Annotated in this window: 25 protein-coding genes; 10 read left to right on the forward strand and 15 right to left on the reverse strand. The window is 68.6% G+C overall.

Annotated elements, in window-relative coordinates; translation table 11 throughout:
- Positions 1 to 46: 46 nt before the first annotated feature.
- From AB0F40_RS00520 to AB0F40_RS00530, 3 genes are read right to left on the reverse strand one after another with little or no spacing between them, the layout of a single operon-like run.
- Positions 47 to 1,030: a M56 family metallopeptidase gene (locus tag AB0F40_RS00520; protein ID WP_357462460.1), complete on the reverse strand. Its 984-nt coding sequence runs from the start codon at positions 1,028 to 1,030 to the stop codon at positions 47 to 49.
- Entirely contained in the window at positions 1,027 to 1,413 is a 387-nt protein-coding gene (locus tag AB0F40_RS00525) for a BlaI/MecI/CopY family transcriptional regulator (protein WP_357462463.1), read from the reverse strand. The genes AB0F40_RS00520 and AB0F40_RS00525 overlap by 4 nt, the downstream gene beginning before the upstream one ends.
- Positions 1,410 to 1,982: a hypothetical protein gene (locus tag AB0F40_RS00530; protein ID WP_357462466.1), complete on the reverse strand. Its 573-nt coding sequence runs from the start codon at positions 1,980 to 1,982 to the stop codon at positions 1,410 to 1,412. Before AB0F40_RS00530 ends, AB0F40_RS00525 begins: the two co-directional genes overlap by 4 nt.
- A gap of 128 nt (positions 1,983 to 2,110) precedes the next feature.
- Here AB0F40_RS00530 and AB0F40_RS00535 point away from each other — a divergent pair, with 128 nt between their 5' ends.
- Positions 2,111 to 2,449: a hypothetical protein gene (locus AB0F40_RS00535; protein WP_357462469.1), complete on the forward strand. Its 339-nt coding sequence runs from the start codon at positions 2,111 to 2,113 to the stop codon at positions 2,447 to 2,449.
- A 116-nt stretch (positions 2,450 to 2,565) separates the two neighbouring features.
- On the opposite strand, the gene AB0F40_RS00540 is transcribed toward AB0F40_RS00535, so the two are convergent.
- The 3 genes from AB0F40_RS00540 to AB0F40_RS00550 are packed head-to-tail and all read right to left on the reverse strand — an operon-like array spanning position 2,566 to position 5,370.
- Positions 2,566 to 3,759 (reverse strand): PQQ-binding-like beta-propeller repeat protein, encoded by a 1,194-nt coding sequence (locus AB0F40_RS00540; protein ID WP_357462472.1) that lies wholly within the window; start codon positions 3,757 to 3,759, stop codon positions 2,566 to 2,568.
- Positions 3,756 to 4,625: a cytochrome c biogenesis CcdA family protein gene (locus tag AB0F40_RS00545; protein ID WP_357462475.1), complete on the reverse strand. Its 870-nt coding sequence runs from the start codon at positions 4,623 to 4,625 to the stop codon at positions 3,756 to 3,758. The genes AB0F40_RS00540 and AB0F40_RS00545 overlap by 4 nt, the downstream gene beginning before the upstream one ends.
- Positions 4,626 to 4,629: 4 nt before the next feature.
- Positions 4,630 to 5,370: a thioredoxin domain-containing protein gene (locus AB0F40_RS00550; protein WP_357462478.1), complete on the reverse strand. Its 741-nt coding sequence runs from the start codon at positions 5,368 to 5,370 to the stop codon at positions 4,630 to 4,632.
- 1,234 nt (positions 5,371 to 6,604) lie between these two features.
- Here AB0F40_RS00550 and AB0F40_RS00555 point away from each other — a divergent pair.
- From AB0F40_RS00555 to AB0F40_RS00580, 6 genes are all read left to right on the forward strand, one after another.
- On the forward strand, positions 6,605 to 7,093 hold the full coding sequence (locus AB0F40_RS00555) for a hypothetical protein (protein ID WP_357462481.1): 489 nt from the start codon (positions 6,605 to 6,607) through the stop codon (positions 7,091 to 7,093).
- An 88-nt stretch (positions 7,094 to 7,181) separates the two neighbouring features.
- Positions 7,182 to 7,544: a thioredoxin gene (gene trxA / locus AB0F40_RS00560; protein WP_357462484.1), complete on the forward strand. Its 363-nt coding sequence runs from the start codon at positions 7,182 to 7,184 to the stop codon at positions 7,542 to 7,544.
- Positions 7,545 to 7,766: 222 nt separating this feature from the next.
- Positions 7,767 to 7,913 carry a hypothetical protein gene (locus AB0F40_RS00565; protein ID WP_357462486.1) on the forward strand — a complete coding sequence of 49 codons (147 nt, stop codon included), beginning with the start codon at positions 7,767 to 7,769 and terminating at the stop codon, positions 7,911 to 7,913.
- Positions 7,914 to 7,971: 58 nt separating this feature from the next.
- Positions 7,972 to 9,171 carry a cytochrome ubiquinol oxidase subunit I gene (locus AB0F40_RS00570; protein WP_357462489.1) on the forward strand — a complete coding sequence of 400 codons (1,200 nt, stop codon included), beginning with the start codon at positions 7,972 to 7,974 and terminating at the stop codon, positions 9,169 to 9,171.
- Positions 9,168 to 9,356 (forward strand): hypothetical protein, encoded by a 189-nt coding sequence (locus AB0F40_RS00575; protein ID WP_357462492.1) that lies wholly within the window; start codon positions 9,168 to 9,170, stop codon positions 9,354 to 9,356. Before AB0F40_RS00570 ends, AB0F40_RS00575 begins: the two co-directional genes overlap by 4 nt.
- 14 nt (positions 9,357 to 9,370) lie before the next feature.
- On the forward strand, positions 9,371 to 10,126 hold the full coding sequence (locus tag AB0F40_RS00580; protein WP_357462496.1) for a cytochrome d ubiquinol oxidase subunit II: 756 nt from the start codon (positions 9,371 to 9,373) through the stop codon (positions 10,124 to 10,126).
- A gap of 481 nt (positions 10,127 to 10,607) precedes the next feature.
- Here the strand turns inward: AB0F40_RS00580 and AB0F40_RS00585 are convergent, their stop codons facing one another.
- From AB0F40_RS00585 to AB0F40_RS00600, 4 genes are all read right to left on the reverse strand, one after another.
- The gene (locus AB0F40_RS00585) at positions 10,608 to 11,477 is read right to left on the reverse strand and encodes a sulfite exporter TauE/SafE family protein (RefSeq protein WP_357462499.1); all 870 of its coding nucleotides are present in this window, start codon (positions 11,475 to 11,477) and stop codon (positions 10,608 to 10,610) included.
- Between the two features lie 15 nt (positions 11,478 to 11,492).
- Positions 11,493 to 12,101, reverse strand: a complete 609-nt coding sequence (locus tag AB0F40_RS00590; RefSeq protein ID WP_357462502.1) for a rhodanese-like domain-containing protein — start codon at positions 12,099 to 12,101, stop codon at positions 11,493 to 11,495.
- Positions 12,102 to 12,139: 38 nt separating this feature from the next.
- The gene (locus AB0F40_RS00595) at positions 12,140 to 13,549 is read right to left on the reverse strand and encodes an MBL fold metallo-hydrolase (RefSeq protein WP_357462505.1); all 1,410 of its coding nucleotides are present in this window, start codon (positions 13,547 to 13,549) and stop codon (positions 12,140 to 12,142) included.
- Positions 13,550 to 14,105: 556 nt separating this feature from the next.
- The gene (locus tag AB0F40_RS00600; RefSeq protein WP_357462508.1) at positions 14,106 to 14,798 is read right to left on the reverse strand and encodes a cytochrome c oxidase assembly protein; all 693 of its coding nucleotides are present in this window, start codon (positions 14,796 to 14,798) and stop codon (positions 14,106 to 14,108) included.
- Between the two features lie 538 nt (positions 14,799 to 15,336).
- Between AB0F40_RS00600 and AB0F40_RS00605 the strand changes: the two genes are divergently transcribed.
- From AB0F40_RS00605 to AB0F40_RS00615, 3 genes are all read left to right on the forward strand, one after another.
- Positions 15,337 to 15,696, forward strand: a complete 360-nt coding sequence (locus AB0F40_RS00605) for a rhodanese-like domain-containing protein (protein WP_357462511.1) — start codon at positions 15,337 to 15,339, stop codon at positions 15,694 to 15,696.
- Positions 15,697 to 16,030: 334 nt separating this feature from the next.
- Complete coding sequence (locus AB0F40_RS00610) at positions 16,031 to 16,426, forward strand: DUF302 domain-containing protein (RefSeq protein ID WP_357462514.1); 396 nt, start codon at positions 16,031 to 16,033, stop codon at positions 16,424 to 16,426.
- A gap of 49 nt (positions 16,427 to 16,475) precedes the next feature.
- Complete coding sequence (locus tag AB0F40_RS00615) at positions 16,476 to 16,748, forward strand: metal-sensitive transcriptional regulator (RefSeq protein WP_357462517.1); 273 nt, start codon at positions 16,476 to 16,478, stop codon at positions 16,746 to 16,748.
- A gap of 509 nt (positions 16,749 to 17,257) precedes the next feature.
- Here AB0F40_RS00615 and AB0F40_RS00620 read toward each other — a convergent pair.
- The 5 genes from AB0F40_RS00620 to AB0F40_RS00640 all read right to left on the reverse strand — a co-directional run bounded on the left by AB0F40_RS00620 (position 17,258) and on the right by AB0F40_RS00640 (position 21,753).
- On the reverse strand, positions 17,258 to 18,619 hold the full coding sequence (locus AB0F40_RS00620) for a hypothetical protein (protein WP_357462520.1): 1,362 nt from the start codon (positions 18,617 to 18,619) through the stop codon (positions 17,258 to 17,260).
- Positions 18,620 to 19,016: 397 nt separating this feature from the next.
- Positions 19,017 to 19,343 carry a helix-turn-helix transcriptional regulator gene (locus tag AB0F40_RS00625; protein ID WP_357462523.1) on the reverse strand — a complete coding sequence of 109 codons (327 nt, stop codon included), beginning with the start codon at positions 19,341 to 19,343 and terminating at the stop codon, positions 19,017 to 19,019.
- Positions 19,344 to 19,345: 2 nt separating this feature from the next.
- The gene (locus tag AB0F40_RS00630; RefSeq protein WP_357462526.1) at positions 19,346 to 20,425 is read right to left on the reverse strand and encodes a tyrosine-type recombinase/integrase; all 1,080 of its coding nucleotides are present in this window, start codon (positions 20,423 to 20,425) and stop codon (positions 19,346 to 19,348) included.
- A gap of 240 nt (positions 20,426 to 20,665) precedes the next feature.
- Positions 20,666 to 21,004, reverse strand: a complete 339-nt coding sequence (locus tag AB0F40_RS00635; RefSeq protein ID WP_357462529.1) for a YnfA family protein — start codon at positions 21,002 to 21,004, stop codon at positions 20,666 to 20,668.
- A complete protein-coding gene (locus AB0F40_RS00640) occupies positions 21,001 to 21,753 on the reverse strand; it encodes a MerR family transcriptional regulator (protein WP_357462533.1) in 753 nt (250 codons plus the stop codon). The genes AB0F40_RS00635 and AB0F40_RS00640 overlap by 4 nt, the downstream gene beginning before the upstream one ends.
- Positions 21,754 to 21,950 lie beyond the last annotated feature (197 nt).

A 21,950-nucleotide genomic window follows, 5' to 3' on the forward strand; every position in this document is an offset into this window, starting at 1 on the left:
TGTGGTCAGGCTCTGCCGGGCACACGCAACCTGTGGTCGTGTGAAGTCATGCGCACCCGGTGGCGGCGGCGATGAGGTACGGAACGTGCACCGTGGTGGCCAGGACCATGAGGACAGTGAGGTATGACGTAGCGACGAGTGCGGGCAGCACGCCGGTGATCCCCTTGCGAGGCTGCACGAGGTGACGGATCCGGTCGGGACCGAGCATGTGGAGGGCACCGTCCAGGTGTGCACTGTGCTTGCCGTCGTCATGGGCGTGTTCCCCGAGAGTGAGCAGCGCGGCGGCCAGGGCTGGAGTTCCGACGCGGCGACGGGCGACGTCGTCGGCAGCGATCTCGAGGTAGTGCGCGAGCGCGGTCTCCGCCGCAGCGATCAAAGGTACCCAGCGCAGATGCCGCGCGACGCTGCTGATCGCGGTGGTGATGAGGTGATGACGCTGGTGCAGGTGGGCTTGCTCGTGTGCGAGCACCGCTGTGAGCTCATCGCCGGCCAGGACCTGCAGTGCGCCGGTGGAGACGACGATCCCGCCGTATCGTGTCGGCAGGGTCAGTGCGAACGGGTGAGGGTCGAGGGTGACGAGCACTCGTTGCCCGAGCACTACCCGGGAATCGGCGGTCCGCTGAAGGCGTCGTGCCGTGTCGGCGGTCGAGCGGTGGCGACGCAACGCTTCGACGGTGATCGATGCGGCCAGCAGCCCCGCACCGACAGTAGACGGGATGAGTAACGCCAGGACCGGGACAGCGGTGTCGACGGGTGTGGTGCCGAACGGGTTTGCCGCGGCCAGGCACCGTTGGCAGACCTGGGCAGCGTGGTCAGGTAGCACAGCCGGCCCGGAGATCGCCCAGGCCAGCAGCGGACCAAGCGCTAGCGTGGTCAGCACCCAGGCCAGGACGCTACCCATGAGCAGCGCGACCGCAACCCGTGGGAAGCGGACCAGGGCAGGAGCAGCATGCCGCAGCAGCCATGGACCGGCCAGCGCCGAGACTACTAGTGTCGCGATCAGCAGGACGGCGAAGATCTCCACGGTCACGATGCGTCTCCGGTGCCGCGGCGTGAAAGATAGTCACGCAGCAGGGCGAGGTCGGTGGGCGGGATCGTCTCGACGAAGTGCAGGATGGACGCGGCACGATCTCGGCTGGTCCCCAGGGCGTGCCGCATCACAGCAGCCACGTGCTCCTCGCGGCGAGCACGAGCCTGGTACCACGTGGAGTGGTGCTCCTTGCGCGCCGCGACCATCCCCTTGCGATCGAGGTTGGTCAGCACGGTGGCGATCGTGGTGTAAGCAGGGTCGTGCGGAAGCCGGTCGATGATGCCGCGGACGGTCGCCGGCCCTTGGTCCCACAGGACATCCATGACCTGGGCTTCCAGCGCCCCCAGGCGTGGCGGCTCCTGCGAGGCGCTCGTCGCGGTCATCGAACCATCTCCTGAAGGTGAGGGCGTGCTGGGGACGGGCAAGCGACCTGGCCACGCAGCCGCACGGCAAGCGCGGTGCCTGTCAGGAGCAGCCCACCAACAGCGAGGAACGGCTGCACCGGGGCGAACCACGTGATGGCCCCGGAGTACCCCAGGGCCAGCAGAGCGAGCTTGTTGCACACCGGACACCCCACGGCGAACCAGGCCAGGGCACCTCCTGCGATGCCGAAGCGACTCGTCCGCAGTTCCGGCTCGAGTCCTTCCCCGCCACCCGTTGCGCTGCCGTCCGCGTCGCTCCCAGGCGCGCTGCTGTGCCCGGTCGCGTAGGTGGCCACCAGCATCCCGGAGAACGCCGACGTCAGCAGCCACACCGGATAGTTCCACCACACCGGCGGTATCTCGCGGGCGAACAACGAGTTCGGGATGAGCACCGTCGCGACACCCAACATCAGCCCGAACGCGACGGACGCCCCGACGGCGACCCATACCTGCCGGACCGTCCAGGTGCGCAGCCCGCGCGCCGCCCACACGCCGGCCTGCGGCCATGTGGACGTCAACCGTGTTGCCATCTTGCCCTCCATAAGATTCCAGGTCGACTATTACGCATAGTCGACTATGTGGCATGGTAAACGCCTAGCACGGCGTACTTCTACCCCACAAGCACACTGCCTCGCACAACAAGCCCCGAGGGAGCGATATGACCGACAGCACGATCGGGCCACGCAACGACGTCGTCCTGCATGCCTCCGATGATCCCGAGGACGTAGATCGCGCCACCGCCGCAGGCGCGGCACTCATCCGTGCCGATCCGGCGCTACGGGTGCGGGTCATCGTCAACGGCCCTGCACTGGACAGGCTCATCAGCACCGCCGAACGAGTCGCCCCCGTCGATGGCGTGACTGTCCAGGCCTGTCAGGTCGGGATGCGACGACGCGGCATCGAAGATGGCCTTCAGCCTGGCATCCAGACCGTGGCCTCCGCGGTGGTGTCGATCGTCCAGGCACAGCGCGAGGGTGCGTCATACGTCCGGATCTGACCCGCGCTGCGGCTGCTCTTCCAGCTCGCCGTGTTCGGTGATGGGGAGCGGGACGTCGGCAGGAATGCTGACGAGTCGAGCAAAATGCAGAGACGCCCTTCGCTGGCCGGTCGTCCTCACGAGCCGGGCCTGCCTTCTGCACGACCTCCGGTGGTCGCCAGGAGGTAGCCACGGCCATCTTCGAGCAGGGCGGCCCCCTCAGCGGTGATATCCACCGGCACCGTGATGCGTCCCTGGCCGTCCGGGGCGTAGGCCTGAGCGACGTCGCCCGTGATGACGTTGTGGACCCGGAGCTTGTCTCCGTCACGCAGGTAGAGAAAGACGCCGCCGACGGCGGCGATCGTGGTCCGAGGGCTGACGGTGAGCGACCACAGAGACTGCCTGCGAGCGTCGAACGCGTGCAAGCCGGCCTCGTCAAGGACGACCATGGTGTTGGTTGTCGGGTCGATGGCCGCGTCGTGCACGGTGTTGTTCAGCACCGTCCCGTCGTTCAGGTCGATGAGCGCCCCGGTGGAGTCTGAGGTGCTGATCAGGACGAGTCCGTCGGCCGGCGGGGTCTGCACCGAGGGGCCGAGCGATCTCGGGTCCCAGCCGTGCTTGTCGAGCGGTATGCGCCAGAGTTCTTGCGTGGTGGCCGTGTCCCGCGCGATCAACGAGGTCTGGTCGGCGATCAGCAAGGTGCCGTCGTACTCGCCGATGATCTGCTCGCCCGTTGTTCTGTCCTCCGTGTGGACAAGGTTGCCGGTGGCCGGGTCCAGGGCGGCGCGTGGTCCGGTCTCACCCATGGCGGCCTCTGCCGGTTCGGCGAAGACCAGTCCTGGCCCCTGGTGCGGGCCGGGAAGATCAACCGGGCCCCAGACGTGCTCGCCGGTGGTCAGGTCGTAGGCGGTGGCGGTGGGGTCAGCCAGCGCGTCCGTGGTCGTCTGGACGTCGGTGAGGATCGCGAGTGCCCGTCCGTCGGCGCCGGTGCTGAGGGTGAACCCGGCGCAGCTGATGGGACGCTGCGCAGCCCAGAGGACGTCGCCCTGGAGGTCGACCGCGGTGAACTCCAGCATGCCGTCACGCTCCCCACCGGCGAGAAAGACTCCGTCCGCGTACTGAGGGGTGGTGTCCCAGTCGGGGTCAACCACGCGCGCGTTCTCGTACGGGGCTGGCAGGCGGATCGTGCTGCTGTCGACCTGCGACAACGACGACTCGGGCGGGTGAGGCTCCCGGTCCGGCTCCGGACCGGCTGGCCCGCACCCCGTCACCACGAGGAGCACCGCCGCCACCAAGCCGGGAGCCGTGCGAAGAGCACGCTGGTGGCTCATGGCTTCCCGCTTCCGCGGAGCTCGCCCGGCCGGGCCGCTGTCGCTCCGGCCCGGCGTCGGCGGGCCCAGATCAGTAGCAGCAGGACCGCCAGGACCAGTATGGCGGCGACGTCGAGGACTGGGTTGGCCAGGACCGCGCTGCGTTCCTGCAACCAGGCCTGGGCGTCGACGGGCAAGAGCTCCGGGGCGCCGACGAGTCCGTTGGTGGTCCAGAACACCATTCCGACGCCGACGATCAGCAGACCCGTCAGCACGGTGGTGGTGTGCAGTTCGCGGCCCAGTACGGTGAATGCTCGGCCGCGCAACATCCCTCTGCCTGTGGCGCCGAGCCGGCCCCACAGCGCAGCGATCAACAACAACGGCGCGACCATACCTGCCCCGTAGACCGCGAGGAGCCCGCCTGCAGAGACCATGTCACCCTCCGCGGCGGCGAGCGTGAGCACGGCACCGAGGATCGGACCGGCGCAGAAGCCCGCGACACCGCTGGCCGAGCCCAGCAGCAGTGTCTTGAGCCATCCGGTCGCGGTGGTGGCGCGTGTCTGAAGCCCGGCAGCACCGGGCAGCAGGCGGGCGGGATCGAAACCGAACCCGAGCGCCTGCGCCACCCCGAGGATCACGAGCAGCACCGACGCGACGAGCACGATCGCCTGACGGTGGGTGGCGAACAGCGCCCCGACCGCACCGGCACCGATGCCAAGAGGCACCAGCACCAGCACCAGTCCGACGTAGAAGATGGCGCCGTGCGTCAGCAGGCGAGGGCCTGCGCCGACCGTGGAGGCGAAGAACGCCGGCATGAGCAAGGCGGCGCACGGGCTGAGCAGCGCAAGGACGCCACCGAGGAAGGCACTGAGGAGTCCGATGTCCATCAGGTCACTCGGCCTGGGCAAGAGCTTGCTCGAAGGCGTCGAGGAACACCTGCGACGGTTGCGCACCGACGATCGACTGTCCGCCCATCACGAACACCGGGGTGGAGTAGGCGCCCAGGTCTAGACCGAGCTGAGCGTTCTTCGCGATCTGGTCAGCGGTCTCGGGCGAATCCATGTCGGTGACGAACTGCTCGGTGTCCAGGCCAAGACCTTCGGCCAGCTCCACCAGCGCCTCGTCGCTCAGCTGTGCCTCGGATCGCTTCTCCCCGTCGGCGAACAGCGTGTCGTGGTACTCCCAGAACGCTCCCTGGCGGGCGGCGGCGTACGAGGCGCGGGCGGCGCGTTCGGACGCCGGCCCGAAGACATTCACGTCTCGCCACTCGATGCGAAGGTCACCGGCCTGGACGTGCTCCATCATCAACGGCAGGGTCTCGTGGCTCCAGCGCGCACAGAACGGGCACTGGTAGTCAGAGAAGGCCACAAGCGTCACCGGTGCGTCCACGGGTCCAGCCGCCTGCAAGTCGTCCGGATCGTGCCGTTCGGCCGAGGACAGGTCCGGCTGAGCGGGGCCCTCGACCTCCGTGGGCGCCTCCTCCACCGCGGCGCCCAGCTCCGTCCCTCTCCCCGGGTCCGCCTGCCCCCGGTTGACCATGATCACCAGGCTGATCAGCAAGGCACCGACCACCACGATGAGGACAGGCACCACCCACGTTCGACGTGCTGCTCGGCCGTTGTGCACACCCATGACGCACTGCTCCTTCTCTTGCCCGACATTCAACAGGCCCGACTATCGCACATAGTCGACTATGAGTGATAGTCGATCCCGTGATGGGGCCGTCACAGCGCACTAGGACGCTTCTATGTCTGTCAAGTAGAAGCGTCCTAGTACCCGTGATGGTCGAGTCGATGCGCAGGACGAGTACGGCCACGGAGGACCAGCGGCCAACGCGGCCGCAGTTCCACGCCGGCCGGAAATGCGCTCGCGCCTTCCGGGATGCTGCGGCGCACGCTCGCTCAGGGGTCGGCTCGCCGACAGCGCCGAACCGACCACGTTCACGAACGTCCGGTCGAGACCGAGCAGCATCGGCAAGACCACGGTCGCGGCCGAGGCGCCGTCCGAGCACGCCGGCGACGAGCGAGGCCGTCAGGATCAAGAGGTCGACCAGCTACGGCATCTGGCCTTTCGCACCCGTGCCCGCGATTAGCGAGAGCCGATCTGGCTACGGCCCGGATGCGGACCGACGCCGCAATGCGCGGTCGCAAGGTTGCGACAAAGACAGGCCCGAACCGGAGCCGCGACCGGCCAGGGGCAACGGGTCCCGCCAGCCGCCGCGTGCCGGGACGGGCACCGCCACGTTTCTCCGCGGCCAGGATCGCGCACCGGACCCACAGCTGATAGACAAGGTGCGCAGCACCAGGAGCGTGGAACCGCGCCCCACTCCATCGAGCGGAGGGCCTTCACAGGCCTGCCGGTGGTGACAGGCTCCGGCCAGATCGGCGAACGCCGTGGTGGACAGCCCCGGGGGTAGTGACAGTCGGGGCAATCGGTCCAGCCTGGGGCGAGAGCGCCTACCGCGATACCAGGGGCCTGCCTGGACCTGTCCGACCTGGCCCACCATGGCTCGCGCAGCGCCCCGAGCGCCCACCTTCCGCACATACCCCTGGGAGTATAGTGATGCCTGGAAGGGAGCCTGAGACGAGTGCACCACGCCAAGCACCGCCCTCTTCGCGAGCCGGCGCAGCGAGGAATACGCCGCCCGACACGGGCGTCGGTCCGGCACGCCCGACCGGTACCCCAGTGGCGCCCCCTGTTGCATCCGGTGGAACGCTTTCGCGCACCGTCGGCCGCATTCGCGGAGACATGAGCCCGCAGCATCGCCGCCTGAACGAGCGCTTCGACAGACCAGCTACGGCGCCGTGCGGTTGCTTGAACTTGTCTCGTGCCCCACACCGACCCCCAACCTTCGCGAAGGACTGCCATGCCCACCGAGCCCACCATGCCCACCGATGGCCCCCGGTTGGACTCCACGCCGGACGTGAGGTCTATCCGCGACGACCGTGCCGATCGAGCGTTGCCACATTTCTCCATGCCTGCCGCCGGCGCCCGTTGGCCGCGGCGCCGCATCGCGACTGCGACGCTGCTGGCACCGGCGCTGTTCGCCGGACTCGTGGCCGTCGGTGGCGGTTGGCCGCCTGCACCGGCCCCGGTCTGGGTGACACTCGTCGCGCTCACTGCGGCGGGTAGCGCAGCCACGCTTTCCACCTTCCTGGCAGCATCCGGTGCTGGCTGGCGCGTCGACCTCGGCTGCGCACCGTGCGCCGCGATGCCCGCTCTGAGCGTCCTGGCTGCGTCCTGGCTGCTATCGACAGCCCCGCACCAGTGGTCGATGGCGCTGACCGCGGCAGTCGTGGTCGGGCTCGGCCTCGCGATACGTCTGGTCCAGGCTGGTGCCTCCTGCTCCACCTGATACGTCAGGCGACAGGCAGCGGCGGGAATACGCTAGCTTTGACCGCGTTGTATACCCTGGAGGGTATTTTCTACGAACAGGAGACGACATGGCTACCGTGAACCTGACTGCTGAGACGTTCGCTGACACGATCCACAAGGACGGCATCGTGCTGGTCGACTGGTGGGCCGCGTGGTGCGGCCCGTGTCGGATGTTCGCCCCGGTCTTCGAGCAGGCGTCTACGCAGCACAAGGACATCGCCTTCGCCAAGGTGGATACCGAGACCGAGCAGCAGCTCGCTGCCCAAGCGGCCATCAGTTCGATCCCCACGCTGATGGCATTCCGTGACGGCATTCTGGTGTTCTCCCAGCCTGGCTCCCTGCCTGCCCCAGCTCTCGAACAGGTCATCACCGCGGTGCGGGGCCTGGATATGGACATGGTCCGCACCGAGCTCGCCACCCAACAGTCGTAGGCGACCCATGACGTACGGCATCCCAGTGGCCCGTCGTGCTCCTTCGACCCGGCGGATGCCGCGTCCTGACCAGGACTTCGGGCGTGTGGTCTCAGACCGGGCAGCCCAGGTGTAACCCAGCCGCGGCCCTATCGGTCACCGAGCGTTCGAGCCGACGCTGGGCCAACCGGATCGCCCGTACTTGCCCGGGCGGGTGACCTTCGCCCGAAATATGGTCGCAAGATGACACCGGACCCCCTGAGCGCAGTGGCTGCAGATCCGGCCGGCCTGCTGCCCGCCCGCCCTCAGATGGCGTTCACGTTCGGGTGGCACATCATCCTGGCGTCGTTCGGCGTGGCCTTCCCGGCGATGATCTTCGTGGCGCACTGACGGGACCTGGTGCGCAAGGACGCCGTGGCGGAAACCTTGGCGCAACGGTGGGCCAAAGGTGTCCGCCGTACTGTTCGCGATCGGCGCGGTATCGGGCACGGTGCTCAGCTTCGAGATGGGGCTGTTGTGGCCGGGGCTGATGGGCACGTTCGGCAGCGTCCTCGGACTGCCGTTCGTTCTGGAGGGGCTGTCGTTCTTCGTCGAGGCCATCTCCCTGGGCATCTACCTCTACGGCTGGGGGCGTATGCCGCCACGTCGCCACTTGCTCATGGTGGTGCCGATGGCGATCGCCGGGATCGTCGGCACGTTCTGCGTCATCTCCGTCAACGCGTGGATGAACACCCCTGCCGGGTTTCGCCTCGTCGATGGCGAGGTCACCGACGTCGACCCCTGGGCCGCGATGTTCAACCCCATCGCCGGGCTGCAGTTCGCGCACATGTGGGTCGCGGCATACATGCTCGTCGGCTTCACGATCGCGGGCGTCTACGCCGTCGGCATGCTGCGCGGACGCCGCGATGCCCACCACCGGCTCGGATTCCTCATACCGTTCTCCTTCGCCAGCGTGGCGGCGGTCGTCCAGCCGGTCATCGGGCACCTGCTCGGCGGCGGCCTCGGCGACCGGCAGCCCGCCAAGCTCGCCGCGTTCGAGCTCGCCACGACCACGGAGAGCCCCTCACCGCTGCGCATCGGCGGTCTGCTGATCGACGGCGAAGTGCACTCGGCCCTCGACATCCCGGTCCTCGGCTCGCTCATCGCGCAAAATTCCTTCACCGCGCCCGTTCGCGGACTGGACACCATCTCGCTGCCGGACCAGCCCACGGTGAACATCACCCACTGGGCGTTCCAGACGATGATCGGGATCGGCACGCTCCTGGCACTCGCCGTCGTCGTCTACTGGGCGCTTCGCTGGTGGCGCAAGCACGACCTCCTGGAGCACACCTGGTTCCTCAGGTTCTGCGCCGTGAACGGGCCCCTGGCCGTCATCGCCGTCGAGACAGGCTGGATCGCGACCGAGGTAGGCCGCCAGCCATGGGTGATTTACGACATCATGCGCACCACCGAGGCAGCCGGAAACCACTCCGGCCTGTGGTGGCTGCTGGCCACCACCGTTGTGGTCTACACCAGCATGACCGTCGGCGCGGCGCTCGTGCTGGGGTCCATGGCCGGCCGCTGGCGGCAAGGCCAGCAGGACCTCCCCAGCCCCTACGGGCCGCAGTCCAGACTCCACGACGAGGACCCCGCGAGGGACGCGCCGTGACCGTCGAGCTCGCGGTCGCGATGGCCATGTTCGTCGGCCTGGTGGCCTACGCCGTCTTCGGAGGCGCGGACTTCGGCTCCGGCTTCTACGACCTCACCGCGGGAGGCGACCGCCGAGGCGCGGAGCTGCGCACAGAGATCGACCACAGCATCGGCCCGGTGGGGAGGCCAACCACGTCTGGCTGATCTACGTGCTCGTCATGTGGTGGACCAGCTTCCCGACCGCGTTCGCCGCCGCGATGTCCACCCTGATCCTGCCATTGCTGCTTGCAATGCTCGGCATCGTGCTGCGCGGCGCGGGCTTCGCGTTCCGCAAGTACTCCCCGACGCTCTCGCAGGCGCGTCTCTACGGCGCCCTGTTCGCCGGCTCGTCGCTCGTCGCACCGTTCTTCCTGGGCACGGTCGCCGGTGCGATCGCCTCGGGGCGTGTGCCGGCCGACGGTCAGGGCGACCGCTGGTCGTCCTGGCTGAACCCGACCTCGCTCCTGGTCGGGGCGATCACGGTCGCCTGCTGCGCGTTCCTCGCCGGCATGTTCCTGACCGCCGACGCGACCCGCGCCGGCCACGACGCGCTCGCTGCTCGGCTGCGTCGTCGCACACTGTCGGTCGGGATGGTCTCGGGTGTCCTGGTGCTCGGCTCACTGCCGCCGATCATGCAGGACGCACCCACGTTGGCCGAGGGCCTGACCGGCCGAGCAGCACCCCTCATCGTTACCTCGGTGCTCGGCGAGATCGTTGCGTTGGCGCTTCTGCTGCGGCGCAGGCCTGCCGCCGCACGGGTCAGCGCCGTCGTCGCGGTCGCCTCCGTCATCGTCGGGTGGGGCGCCGCCCAGTACCCCTGGCTGCTCGTCGACCAGGTCACCATCGCCGACGCGGCGGGAGCCCCCGCCACCCTCCGGGCGCTCCTGCTCGTTGCCGCGCTCGCCGGGATCACCGTGATTCCGCCCCTGGTCTAGCTGTTCCGGCTCACCCAGAGCGAGGAATGGGCTCACCACCAGGAGCAAAACTGGCCTCGGTTGCTGATCACCAGCCGCCGGGGGCCGGGCCACTCCGCGCGCGGATTGCTATCGGCGATCACCTTGAGCCCGGATGGTGAGGCGACGTACGGAACGCTCACCGACACGACTCGTCCTGTGGTGGTTCCACCACAGAGGACTTGCGACAGCCTTCTCAGCATCCTTGCGCGGGCGCCCCGGTGGGACAAGCCTGGGCCCTGCGGTCGACTGGATCGATGTAGCCCTCACCGAACGGTTTCCGACACCCCAACTACCGAGCGCCTGCGAGCGAACCACGAGGCATGTACAGCGCAAACCGCCGTGTCCCACGCCCCGACGGACTGCAGGACCGGGGTATCCGATGCGGTGACAGGCTGGCCGTTCGGTGAGGCGCTCGTCGCAGTCAGGGATCGGCTCCAGTCCTGGACACATCCCGGCACGATCAGCTCGCGCCAGGCTGCGCGACCCAGGGGCAGCGGACCCGGGTGAGCCGGCACGTGATTCCGACAGCAGCCACCACCACGGCGACCGCCACCACGACCAGAGCGGCCGCTCCAGGCAGTTCTTGGACCAGCACCACCACGGCCATGACGAGCACGAAGTAGCCGAAGCCTCGTCGCAGCGATTCTTCGGACACTCGGGTCGTGAGACGGGCTCCGAGCAGGGAGCCAGCGACCGCGGCTGCGGTGACAGCGGCTACGAGTACCCAGTCCAGCGACACCGTCGTGAGCCGTCCCGCAAGCCCTGCGAACGAGTTCATGGTGATCACCAGCAGGGACGTCCCCACGGCCGCAGGCATGGGCAGCCCTGCGAGCAGGGCGAGCGCTGGAACGACGAGAAAGCCGCCCCCCGCACCGACCAGACCGGTCACCAGACCGACACCGAGCCCGAACAGGACGATCCGCACCCACGGGCGCGCGCTGGCGTGGACAGCGCGAGACGTGCTGGCGCGGCGACCGCGGATCATGGCGCCTGCCGTGGCGACCATCATGACCGCGAAGGCGATCATCAGGACCGTGCCGGGGATGTGCCCGCCGACCAGACCGCCCGCGAAAGCGCCTGCTGTTCCGGCAGTCCCGAAGATCAGACCGGTCCGCCACTGCACGTTTCCACGTCGGGCGTGGGCGAGCATGCTTGAGATCGATGTCACGCCGACCACCAGGAGGGAAGATGCGATCGCCTCCTTGGGCGGGAACCCGGCCACGTAGGTGAGCAGCGGGACGGTGAGGATGGAGCCACCTCCCCCGAGCAGTCCGAGGGATATGCCCACCGCCACCGCGAGCACCAGCACGGTGATCATGGTGATGTACATGGTCGTCCCGTCTGCTCAGGCGGTCTGTGCCACGACGGCCTGGGGCGTGACTGGGATGAAACGGATGGACCTCTCGTAGGTCGGGCTGGCCGACGTGCGGTTCCACGGCATCCTGGACAGCACCGCGGCCATGACACAAGAGTTCGACAGGGCAGAGTAGGTCAGTCCGGCTCCGATCGCACCGGTGAGGTAGCCAAGGCGGGGATGGATCAGCGTGCTTCCGAGAAACCCGACCAGGACGAGCGACCCGGCGACCATCCGAACCTGGCGGTCCATGGCCCAGCGCTGCGCGCCGCGCACCACAGGGCCGCCTGCGGACTCGAACGCGGTGATCCCGCCGGCGAGCACCTCGCCGCTGGGCAGCCCAACCGACGACAGCCGGACTTGTGCCTGGCCGGCGCGGACTCCGGAGTGGCAGACCAGTACCACGCGGCCGCCGAGCCGATCGGCCAGATCGTGGGTGTGCTCGGACAGCAGCGGCAGGGGGACGTTGTACGAGCCGCGGATGTGGACCGATTCGAACTCTGCGGGTGTCCGGACGTCGATGATGGTCAGCGCGTCGTCAACCAGGCGCTGTTTCAGCTCGTCGGGCTCGATGGTCGTGACGGTGGCGGTGGCGGCCATGCGTGAAGGAGTGCCTTTCGTCGGTGGGATGGGACGTGTCACGCGGAGGTGGCGATGGGCTGGGAGTGCTTCCAGGTGCTCCAGCCGGCGTAGCTGCCCTCGAGCTCGACGACGTCGTAGCCGGCCCGGCGCAGAGCACTGGCGGTCACGGAGTTGCGCACCCCGGACTGGCAGTAGGTCGCGATCGTGCCGTCATCGGGCAGCTGGTCCAGGTGCCACAGCACCCGGCCGCCGCTGAGCTGCTCCGAACCCGGAATGTGGCCCGCGGTGTGCTCGGTCCTGTTGCGGACATCGAGCAGCATCGCGACATCGACGCCCTCGAGCTCGGCCGGAGGGACGACGGCTGGAACCGTGGTCGGCAGGCCGTCGAGATCGGTCGTGTAACCGGCCACGTGGTCGACGCCTACGCGGACCAGGTGATCACGCATCGCCTGGGCGAACCCCTGATCCGGGGCCAGCAGCACTAGCGGACGGGTCTCGGTCTCCGGGTCGTAGACCCAGGCACCATAGCTGGCCGCCTTCGCAAGTCCGGGAACGTTGAGACTGCGGACGACAGTCCCTGCGTGCACGGCGTGCTGGTCGCGGGTGTCGACGAAGATCACCTCGTCCGCCTCGAGGCGGCGTGCAAGGTCGTCGTTCGCCATCTGGACGATCGGGGGCAGCGAGCCAAGCAGCTGAGGCCCGTCCCTGTTCTCCCGCTTCATCCGCCCGAAGTAGGCATGCGCGTCAGGCTGCCCATCAAGCAGCTCATCGACGAAGCCCTGCTCATCGCCGTCGCGCAGGTACGTTGCCCACCAGGCGTTGAGCCGCTCATAGCCGACCGTGGTGGACGGCAGCGCACCCAGAGCCTTGCCGCAGGCGCTCCCGGAACCATGCGCGGGAAAGACCTGAATGTGGTCGTCGAGGCTGAGGAACTCGTCGCGCAGCGAGGCGAAGAGCTGGCGGGCGCCCTCGAACCGGGTGTCGGCACCGCCAGCGGCCTCGTCGAGCAGGTCCGGGCGGCCGAGGTCGCCGGCGAAGACGAAGTCGCCGGTGAGCGCGTACCCAGGCGCGCTGCTGAAGGCGCCGTCGGTCACGAGTAGTACGAGGTGCTCGGGAGTGTGCCCGGGGGTGTGGCGCGCCTCGACAGTGATGTTCCCGATCGTGATCGTGTCACCGTGGCGAAGACGATTCGCCTCAAACCCGTACTGCCAGTGCTGACCACCCTCACCCGAGACATAGATCTGGGCACCGGTAGTGGCAGCGAGCTCCCGCGTGCCGGACAAGTAGTCGGCATGGATGTGGGTTTCGGTGGCCGCCACGATGCGCATACCGTGCCGCCGGGCGAGTTCGAGGTACTCGGCGACGTCGCGCCGGGCATCGACGACGAGTGCCTCACCCGTGGCCTGGCAACCGATGAAATAGCTCGCCTGAGCGAGGTCCTCGTCGTAGATCCGTTCGAGCAGCATGGGTCTCTCCTTGAGGTCGTTCCATGAGGCGTTACAACAGTCTCACCGATACCCCCTGGGGTATGCAAGTCGGGCGTGTGCGGGCGTGCATCAGATTTGCGCAGAGAGCAACTCATGCCACGCGGACGGCATCACGACGCGGGGCAGCTCAGCAGCGGGAAACACCCGCCAGAGAGGCCCGATGCCGACCGTGCTCGAGCGGCGTCGGCCCGGCAGGCCGCTCGAACCTGACCGTCAGAGGACCAGCACGGACGCTCAGGTCGTCGGTCGTTCGCCGCCGGCAGGGTTGGCGGCACCACTCGGTTCCCACCGCCGGTCCAGCGGCGGGAAGATCCCTCGGCCTGCGGTCGGTTGAGAACCGGCACGGATCTAGCATCCGATGACATCTACAGGCGGGCGTGTTTGCCGCCTGGCAGGTCCAGCGTTGCCATCAGCACGATGCCACGATGTCCGCGACGGCCGTTCGTGCGGAGAACCGACTCAGACAGCCTCCCGCGCACCCGCGGAGACCTACACGGGGGAACTTGACACCCGTTCGCCGTCCGGTGAGGCGGTATCACTGTGCGCATAACAGCAAGATGAGCACGAAGTCGACCAGGTCGCCGCCGTAGAACATCAGCTGCGCGCCTGTGTGTGCGTCCGTTGGGGTGGCGCCCGGCGATGGGTAGGCGTAGAGCAGCTTCGCCAGCACACCGTGCGCGGCCAGAGATACCACCAGCACGATCGGGCGCAGGACGAACCCGGTGCGATGCGGAGACGGGTCGACCGGCACCAAGGCGACGGTGGACAGGTAGCCGGCGAGCAGGAAGTGCACCCTCACCAGCACGTGCACCAGCATCCCCTGCTGCATAAGCCCATACAGGGGGCTGCGGTAGAGCGCACACAGGCCACCCACGTTCAACAGCGGCGCCACGACCGGATTGGTCAGTGCTTGCCGACCGGGCCGTGCACCGCCCGGCTCAGCGCCCGCGCCGGCTTCACGTTTTATGACCCGCAGCGCAAGCATGACGGGAGCGTCCAGCACCAGCGGCGCCACCGTCCCCACCAGCAGGTGCTCCCCCATGTGTGCCGCGAAACTGCCGTGGGCAGCCGTCGCGAGGGGCCGAAGAATACCGCCGCAGCGGCCATCACGCCGAGCACCCACACCAGGGGGCGGCGCCACGGCCAGGCGTGTCCGTGGCGGATGTCGCTGGCCACTGCGGCCAGGTAGACATCGGCGGCTAGCAGGAACGGCACGAGGAGGACCCACTACCCGCTGGCCCCGCTCGTGCTACCGCCGTGCAGGTGCTCGTCGACACCGATCAGCACGGGCGCTCCGCACTCTCGACCTAGAGACCATCCGTTGCTCCGATGGCAGCCACTCGCCATCGACAAGCCCGTGGACCCACCGCACCCGCCTCCTGCGCGAGCACAGTCCAGCCCCCTCACGACGCAACTGCGCACCCGCGGCGCACGCCGACCGACACGACAGGCGGAAAATCCACCAGGCTCAACTTGCACCTAATACCCCCTGGGGTATAGTAGGCTCATGCCCAGCGTGTCAAGGATCGAACATGACCATGCCGCGGCGCACCGTCGTGGCGATTGATGTCGCTGGCGGCACGGGCGCGGTTGGCTACATCCGCCGCACAGACAAGAGCGTGGGGATCGCCGTCCTTGAGTAGTCCGAGCACGTACCCGCGTTCTGATACACGCGCGGCTCGGATGCGCACAACCTGTCCGACTACCGACTCAGCCTGCGCGCCACCCGCTTCGGCCCCACCCCGCACCATCGAAGGAGCCCACCCGTGAGCCTGCTCGACACCCTGCGTCGCATCCTCGGGCGCACCGACGACGGAACCCTGCCCTCGACGGTCAACGGACCCACCGCCGTCCAGCTCGTTCGCGACGGAGCGAGCCTCCTGGACGTGCGCGAGCGCGCCGAGTGGAACCAGGGCCACGCACCCCAGGCCGTGCACGTCCCGCTCTCGAACACCTCACAGGCACCGCGCCGCCTCGACCAGGACAAGCCCGTCGTGGTGATGTGCGCCTCCGGGGTGCGCTCCCGCAGCGCAGCCAAGACGCTGCGGACCCTCGGCATGCAGGCCACCAGCCTCTCCGGCGGCATCCGCGCCTGGCAGGCCGCCGGCGGCTCCGTGCGCCGCTGACCCCACCCCCGCCCGCAAGACCCGTAAGGAGAACCACCATGTGTAGCCCCGCCCGTTGCAGCACCTGCGGCAAGGTCACCTGGACCGGCTGCGGCATGCACGTCGACGCCGTCATGGCCGACGTGCCCAAGGACCAGCAGTGCACCTGCCCGTGAGGAGCACCACGAACCACCACCGCCCCTGACCACACCCGGCGATACTGTCAAAGACACCCATACGCTGTCCGTCGACCTGCGGAGCACCCCGCCACCGGTCACACGGTGTGTCCGTCCCGTGCTCGACTGTGGACCCCCACCGGCCGGTGACCCGGCCGGCCCGATACAAGGAGACCGTTATGACCTACGCGATCAGCACCACCGTCGACAACTCCTTCGACGCGACCGTCGATGCGGTCCGCGCCGCCCTCGCCGAGCAGGGCTTCGGCATCCTGACTGAGTTCGACCTGGCCGCGACCCTCAAGAAGAAGCTCGACGTGGACGTCCCCCGCCAGGTTGTCCTGGGCGCGTGCAACCCGCCCCTGGCCCACGCAGCGCTCCAGGTCGAGGACAGCATCGGGCTGCTCCTGCCGTGCAACGTCGTCGTCCGCGAGGACACCAGCAACAGGATCGTCGTGGAGGCGATCGACCCCGCCGTCATGGTCGAGGTCACCACCAACGACGCCCTCCAGGCCGTTGCCGACGACGCCGGCACCCGCCTGCGAACGGCTCTTTCCACGCTCCGCAGCGCCTGAACCACCAGCTGCGCTCACCGACGGTGAGCCGACACCGAAGGAGGACCTGGTGGAACTCGATCCCCAGGAGATGACCAAGGTCAGCAACCGACTCAAAAGGGCACAAGGTCAACTCACCGCCGTCATCCGCATGCTCGACGCAGGCGAGGACTGTGAGGACGTCGTCACACAACTGGCCGCTGTCTCACGAGCGCTCGACCGGGCGGGCTTCGCGATCATCGCGTCCGGCATGAAGCAATGCCTGACCGAGCCGACCACACCCAGCGGGGAACCTGCGCTCGATGTCGCGAAGCTCGAGAAGCTGTTCCTGTCCCTCGCCTGACCATCTCCGCTCTACACAGCGCAAGCTGCCCGCAGGACTGGCTACGGAGGTGAGAACGAGCAGCGTTTGGAGCGCTGTTTGAGCAGCGGTCGCCCGGTGCGGTGTCGCGCCGTGGAGCCGAGTCTCAGCAGCGGCTGTTGGGGCTCCGGGATCCGCCGTGGTTGTCGATGATGGTTCCGTCGCTGCCGGCGTCAAGGCCCTACGGCCCCTGCGGGGTGGCCTGCGGCCAGCCGGGACTCCGCCCGCGCCGTCACAGCTCGCAGGGAGCGGCGAAATCCCTCGCTGAGCGGGTCCGGTCCGGTGCTGCCGGGAGTCATCTCCACAGACTTCCCCAACGAGCTGGTGCCGCTCGCACTCATCTCCAAACGCTGCTCGTTCTCACCTCCGTAGCCACAGGACGCCATTGCGAAGGCTCTGAACTCTGCTCGACCGCTCTGGTGGATGCGTGGCGGCGACTGCCGCGCTCGGACGTCTCCCGCCACTCGAACCCGACGAGCCGCCCGACAGATTCAGCGGGACTCGGGTTCGTGCCCGTGGTTCAGTGGCGCGATCGGCGATGCCTGCGTGACGGTATAGCGGCTGGCGCCCTCCACGCTCATCCCGAACAGGTCGCACAGCCGGCGCACGTCCCCGCCGCTGGCGTGCGCCTCAGCCAGGATGCGGTCCTCCCGAAGAGCTTGCGGACGCAGGGTGGTCCTGTTCCACGGGAACTGCGTGCCCGGGTGGACCAGGCGCGGTGCGCTGCGCTGGGTGACGAACAGGTACGGGTTGATCGTGCTCGGCCACGTCTTCGCACGGTGGTCGAGCCAAGCACGTAGCCGGGGTCGGACCAGGTCGGCCAGGGGGATGCTGCGGTCGCCGACCTGGAGGCGACCGTCGGCGATGTCGGTGAGCTGAACGCGTCGAACCTGGAGGTTGGTCAGGGCATGGAAGACCACCAGGGCCACCGCCAGTGCCACCGCGGGGTCGGACGAAGCCAGCGCGGCGCGGACCGCCGCAGTGTCCAGCGGCAGCGGTGTGCTGCCTGCGGTGCCGGGGTTGGCCAGGGCGCGGGCGGGGTTCTGGAACGTGACCTTGCGGGACTTCAGGATCGAGAAGAGCGACCGCATGCCGGTCACTGTTGTGGCGCGTCGGTGTCCGAAGGCTGGCAGGGCATCGGTGACCATTCCGGGTGTGACGGCGGCCAGGGAGTCGGTGCCCTGGGCGGCCCAGTCGGTGAGGATCGGCGTGAGGGCGTGGATCTGCTGGCGGATGTTGACCGGGGCTCGCCGACGGCGGCGCGGAGCGGTGCTCGACCCGTCGATCATGACGCTCAACCAAGTCTCGAGCTGGGCGCGCATGGGCTGGGGCAGGTGTCGGGTCTTGGTGGTGAAGTAGGTCTGGATGCGTGGGATGCGGTCCTCGACCAGGAGGCCGGCCGCTTCCAGGACGTCCATGGTGGAGACGATGTTGCCGGCGTAGGTCGGCAGGGTTAGCACGTCGGTGACGCGGATCCGCTCCTCGGGGCGGCTGCGGTAGGTCTGCAGCAGTCGGAGCGAGCGGACCACGTCGTTGCGCTGCCGGGTCGACCAGCCGTGCTTGGCCGCGTGCTCGCGCACGATCTGGTGGCAGTGCCGGGTCAGCTCTCCGTCCTCCCACCGGGCGCGCTCGGTCACGATCTGCGGGTCGAGCGTCATGGCGAACAGCGCGCCCTGGATGCCGTCGACCGGGGCGAACGATCGGGTCGGTGCGCTGGGGCGTCGCCTGGGTCGCCGTGGTGGCGGCGGTGGGCGCAGCACCTGCGTGGGCGTGGGCATGTTCGCGAGGAACATCTGCTGGCCGTGCTTGTTCGCTCCGGCCAGGTCGATGCCGTGGCCGGGTTCGTGGAGCATGCGGGCCTGCTCCAGGCACAACCGGCAGGCACCGGCGTCTCCCACCGGGCTGATGCGCCCGCAGTAGTCACACGCGCTGGTCGGGAAATGGGTGGCCCACCACCGGCAGGTCCAGCACATCCAGTTGTGCTGCCGGAACACGCCCCAGGCCAGGCAGCTGGTGCAGGAGGACAGAAACCTCGGCCCGCCGGGATGACACGCCTCGCACAGGCCCTGGCTGAAGTACGCCGTCGAACCGCAGGCCCGGCACGGAGGTGGGGTGAACGGGCCACCGGGCAAGCACGCGTAGCAGTAGTCGACCCGCGGCTTGGACCAGGCGACCTTCGCCGTCTGGCACCCGTTGCACTTAGGTGGCGGGCGCAACGGCGCGCCCGGACCCGGCCTCACCGAATCCGCTTCACAGCGGCGGCTGCGAACGTGGTTTGCCGAACCGCGGGGTCACCACCGTGGCTGCCGGCTGTTCCCCGCCGACCGCCTCGGCCTGGGCCGGGCGCCGTGCAGCGACCTTCTCCGGCTCCGGGATGAGCAGGTCGCCGGGAACGCACTCCAGCACCGCGCACAGCACATCGAGCTCTTCCAGCCGGATCACCGGCGGGCTGGTCGCCCACCAGGAGGACATCTTCCCGGCGCTGATCTCCAGCCCGGCCTCGGCGAGCATGCGCCGCATCTGCGCGGACTTCCAGATTCCGCGTTCGGCTGCGGTCAGCCGCAGGTTCCACTTCATCCTCAGACCTCCCCGAAGCGGGCCGCGACCCGCTGGTTGGCGTTCTTCCATGCCTGCTCGACGTGCTCGCTGCGCACGTGGATGTATCCCGACGTCGTCGCGAGCCACTGGTGCCCCAGCAGTTCCTGCAGCGCCTTGAGGTCCATCCCGGCTCCGTACAGGGACGAGGCGCAGTAGTGCCGCAGCACATGCGGGGTCAACCGACCCGACCACGACGGCAGCCACAGGCCGGTCTGGATGCCGAGCGTGCGGCGCAAGGCGTTCGACCCGACCCGCCCGCATCTGCCCAGCTCGTCATCGAACCGCTCGGACGGCAGCATCGGCGCATCCGGGTTCGACCAGTCGTCGCCGAACTGGTGGCGCACCTCGGCCAGCCACCAGTCGATGAGCTCGTCAGCGCCGTTGATCGCCGGGACCAGTCGCTGCTTCGGTCCACGGCCGCGTGACCCCTTGCCGAACCGGACATGGAGCTTGCCCATCCCACCAAGATCCGGGCGCCAGTCACGGATGTCGAGCATCACCGTCTCGTTGATCCGCAGCCCCAGCCGGCGCCACAACGACGCTGCGAAATAGTCCCTCGCCGCCGGCAGATACTTCCGCGCCTCACCGACCGATGTGCGCCACCCCGCGAACAGCTTGTCGACCTCCACCTCCGACGGCGGGACCCGCACCTTGCCCAGCGACGCCCCGGACTGCCGGTTGAACTCGTCCACCGGCTGCTCGACCACGACACCGGTCAGCCGGTGGACCTGCCCCAGATAACGCCCGATGACGAACTCGTAGAACCGCGCCAGGACACCAGCCTTGCCCGCGCGCGTGGACACGCTTAACCCCCGCCGGCGCTGCTCGGCCAGGAACCGGTCAGCGTCCTGGCACGAAGCCGCCCACAACGGAACGGTCAACGACCGGGCGAACTCCACCACGACCGACCGTGACGAGGCCACGTGCTGATCGCTCAGTCCAGCCGCACTCATGGCCAGCGCGTGCTGGTCCACGATCTCCTGCTCGAAGTCCTCGACATCCTGCGCCGAGCGCAGCGCCTCGTCCATGCCGCTGCCTCCACGCAGCGCGACGAGCGTCACAGAGCACTCAGTTCACCCGGATCGACCATCCGTCGACCCTACGGCGAAACCGTCACTCCTGCTGACCAATGGTCGAAGCCACAGCTCCTGGCAGGCAACCGCGGAAACTCACGGCTCCCAGCCACTCAACGCTCCGGCGTCTCAAACGAACCTGAGCGCCTGGAGATTGCACCTGGTTCCTGACCACCACGCAGGGAACCAGCGCGCTGATTCGGTCGTGCGGCAGGCCAGCCCCAGCAGTCAGGCAGGCCGTGGCGCGTACATGATCACGGCGACCCCGGCCAGGCAGAGCAGGGCGCCGGTCACGTCCCACCGGTCGGGGCGGAAGCCGTCCACGAGCATGCCCCACGCGAGGGACCCGGCGACGAACACGCCACCGTACGCGGCCAGGATGCGCCCGAAGTTCGCGTCGGGTTGCAGGCTGGCGAAGACGCCGTAGATGCCCAGGGCGATGACTCCGGCGCCGATCCAGACCCAGCCCTTGTGTTCGCGGATGCCTTGCCAGACCAGCCAGGCACCGCCGATCTCGAAGAAGGCCGCGGCTGCGAACAGCAGGATGGAACGGACCAGATCGTTCATCGGGGCAGGGTCTCCGTTGGTGTCGCGTGGTGGGTGGGTAGGAGGTCGGCCAGTAGAGGAGCGGCCTCGGGCGGGGCGGTGATCGTCAGGTCGAAGGTTGGTCCGTGCAGGTCGAGTCGGAAGCTGAAGAATGCGCAGCACTCTTGCTCAGCGGCAGCCAGGCTCGTGGTGCGTTCCAGGTCGGCCGTGGGCAGGGTGACCCGCACCCCGCCGGTGACCTCGACGAGGTCTGCTGTACGCAGCAGGTCGTGCCAGTCGGCAACCCGCTTCGCGTAGTCTCCGGCGCCGAGGGTGCACGCCACCGGTGCGGGCGTGGCCTCGACGAGCGGCAGCGGCCGGCGGGGCGGGTCCAGGAACGCACATGATGCGTCGCAGGGTGCATCTCGGTCGGGCAGGGCATCGAGGTAGTCGATCGCCGCGGTGAGTGTCTCGTGCAGACCCTGCAGTGCGGTGAGGCGTTGCGTGGTCTGCTGGATGCGTTCGGCGAGCATGGGCCGGTAGGTCGAGCGCACGCTGTGGCACGATTCGGACTCCCACACGGTGGCCAGCTCGCGGATGTCGGTCAGGGGCAGGTCGAGGTGCTTGGCCTGGGTGATGAACGCCAGCCGGTCCAGCGCCTGCTGCCCGTAGAGCCGATACCCGTTACCTGCCCGTGTGGCGGGCAGCAGGCCCTCAGCCTCGTAGTACCGCAGCGTCGACGCCGGTACCCCGCTGCGTTCGGCCAGCTCGCCGATCTTCAACTCGTCCACGCCACGACGGTAAACCTGCGAGTCAGGTTGAAGGTCAAGACACAGTCGCCGCCATGCGTTCCGCGATGGTCCGCAGACGACGCCTCGCGTTGTGTGGCTACCGGGAAGCGCGGGCAGAGGAAGGGCCGTTCCCCCGAAGGGAACGGCCCTTCTGGACAGCAACCCGGAAACATGATTGGCACGGTTGTGCCTACTGC

The sequence above is a fragment of the Promicromonospora sp. NPDC023987 genome (assembly GCF_040639055.1).
Lineage (GTDB): Bacteria > Actinomycetota > Actinomycetes > Actinomycetales > Cellulomonadaceae > Promicromonospora.

Coding starts and splice junctions, on each gene's coding strand:
- AB0F40_RS00525 (WP_357462463.1), bottom strand. CDS start 1,413: ATGACCGCGACGAGCGCCTCGCAGGAGCCGCCACGCCTGGGGGCGCTG.
- AB0F40_RS00530 (WP_357462466.1), bottom strand. CDS start 1,982: ATGGCAACACGGTTGACGTCCACATGGCCGCAGGCCGGCGTGTGGGCG.
- AB0F40_RS00535 (WP_357462469.1), top strand. CDS start 2,111: ATGACCGACAGCACGATCGGGCCACGCAACGACGTCGTCCTGCATGCC.
- AB0F40_RS00540 (WP_357462472.1), bottom strand. CDS start 3,759: ATGAGCCACCAGCGTGCTCTTCGCACGGCTCCCGGCTTGGTGGCGGCG.
- AB0F40_RS00545 (WP_357462475.1), bottom strand. CDS start 4,625: ATGGACATCGGACTCCTCAGTGCCTTCCTCGGTGGCGTCCTTGCGCTG.
- AB0F40_RS00550 (WP_357462478.1), bottom strand. CDS start 5,370: ATGGGTGTGCACAACGGCCGAGCAGCACGTCGAACGTGGGTGGTGCCT.
- AB0F40_RS00555 (WP_357462481.1), top strand. CDS start 6,605: ATGCCCACCGAGCCCACCATGCCCACCGATGGCCCCCGGTTGGACTCC.
- trxA (WP_357462484.1), top strand. CDS start 7,182: ATGGCTACCGTGAACCTGACTGCTGAGACGTTCGCTGACACGATCCAC.
- AB0F40_RS00565 (WP_357462486.1), top strand. CDS start 7,767: ATGACACCGGACCCCCTGAGCGCAGTGGCTGCAGATCCGGCCGGCCTG.
- AB0F40_RS00580 (WP_357462496.1), top strand. CDS start 9,371: ATGTGGTGGACCAGCTTCCCGACCGCGTTCGCCGCCGCGATGTCCACC.
- AB0F40_RS00585 (WP_357462499.1), bottom strand. CDS start 11,477: ATGTACATCACCATGATCACCGTGCTGGTGCTCGCGGTGGCGGTGGGC.
- AB0F40_RS00590 (WP_357462502.1), bottom strand. CDS start 12,101: ATGGCCGCCACCGCCACCGTCACGACCATCGAGCCCGACGAGCTGAAA.
- AB0F40_RS00595 (WP_357462505.1), bottom strand. CDS start 13,549: ATGCTGCTCGAACGGATCTACGACGAGGACCTCGCTCAGGCGAGCTAT.
- AB0F40_RS00610 (WP_357462514.1), top strand. CDS start 16,031: ATGACCTACGCGATCAGCACCACCGTCGACAACTCCTTCGACGCGACC.
- AB0F40_RS00620 (WP_357462520.1), bottom strand. CDS start 18,619: ATGCTCCACGAACCCGGCCACGGCATCGACCTGGCCGGAGCGAACAAG.
- AB0F40_RS00625 (WP_357462523.1), bottom strand. CDS start 19,343: ATGAAGTGGAACCTGCGGCTGACCGCAGCCGAACGCGGAATCTGGAAG.
- AB0F40_RS00635 (WP_357462529.1), bottom strand. CDS start 21,004: ATGAACGATCTGGTCCGTTCCATCCTGCTGTTCGCAGCCGCGGCCTTC.